Origin of the sequence: Bacteroides reticulotermitis JCM 10512, assembly GCF_000517545.1 — a bacterium.
Taxonomy (GTDB): domain Bacteria; phylum Bacteroidota; class Bacteroidia; order Bacteroidales; family Bacteroidaceae; genus Bacteroides; species Bacteroides reticulotermitis.
This window is the reverse complement of record NZ_BAIV01000097.1, coordinates 1-569: the sequence shown is the minus strand read 5'-3', so window position 1 is coordinate 569 and position 569 is coordinate 1. Positions and strand designations below refer to the sequence as shown.

Annotated in this window: 1 pseudogene; it reads left to right on the top strand. The window is 43.8% G+C overall.

What is annotated here, in order from left to right:
* A pseudogene (locus tag JCM10512_RS21075) lies at positions 1-569 on the top strand (fimbria major subunit); the annotation flags it as partial.

Genomic DNA, 569 nt, shown 5'->3' with positions numbered 1-569 from the left:
CTTAAGTTGCTGCGAATGGTAGCGCGTATCAATGTGCGTGTAGATGATGCAAATGCTACTTCTGCTTCTTCTTATTTTAAGCTAAAAAGTGTAGACCTCTACAATGTGCATCAAAACGGGCGGGTAGTGCCCGATATGAAGAAGCTAGTAGACGGTTCGATGTCGAAGGTGACAACTCCTACAATCGCAAAAGATAGCGAAGTAACAAAAGGGCCTATTGTTTATGACGGAAGTATGGCGGGATGTGCCGTTAGTGATGCCGAATTGAGCAATACAATCTATACCTTCGAAACAGAAGTTCCCCGTGATGGTAACAAGAAGGTTTTATATGATAAATTGACCTGTTTGGTTATCGGTGGACAGTTCGAATCGGATACTAAGACGACCTATTATCGTGTGAACCTGAATAAGAAAGAGAGCGGCGACAAAGTGACTTATCTGGACGTGCTGCGAAACCATACCTACAATATCAAGATCGTCAAGATCAAGGGTAGTGGATACGATACCTCGAAGGAGGCTTTCGATGCCAAGGCGATAAATATGGAAGCTGAAGTAGTAGGTTGGGACGA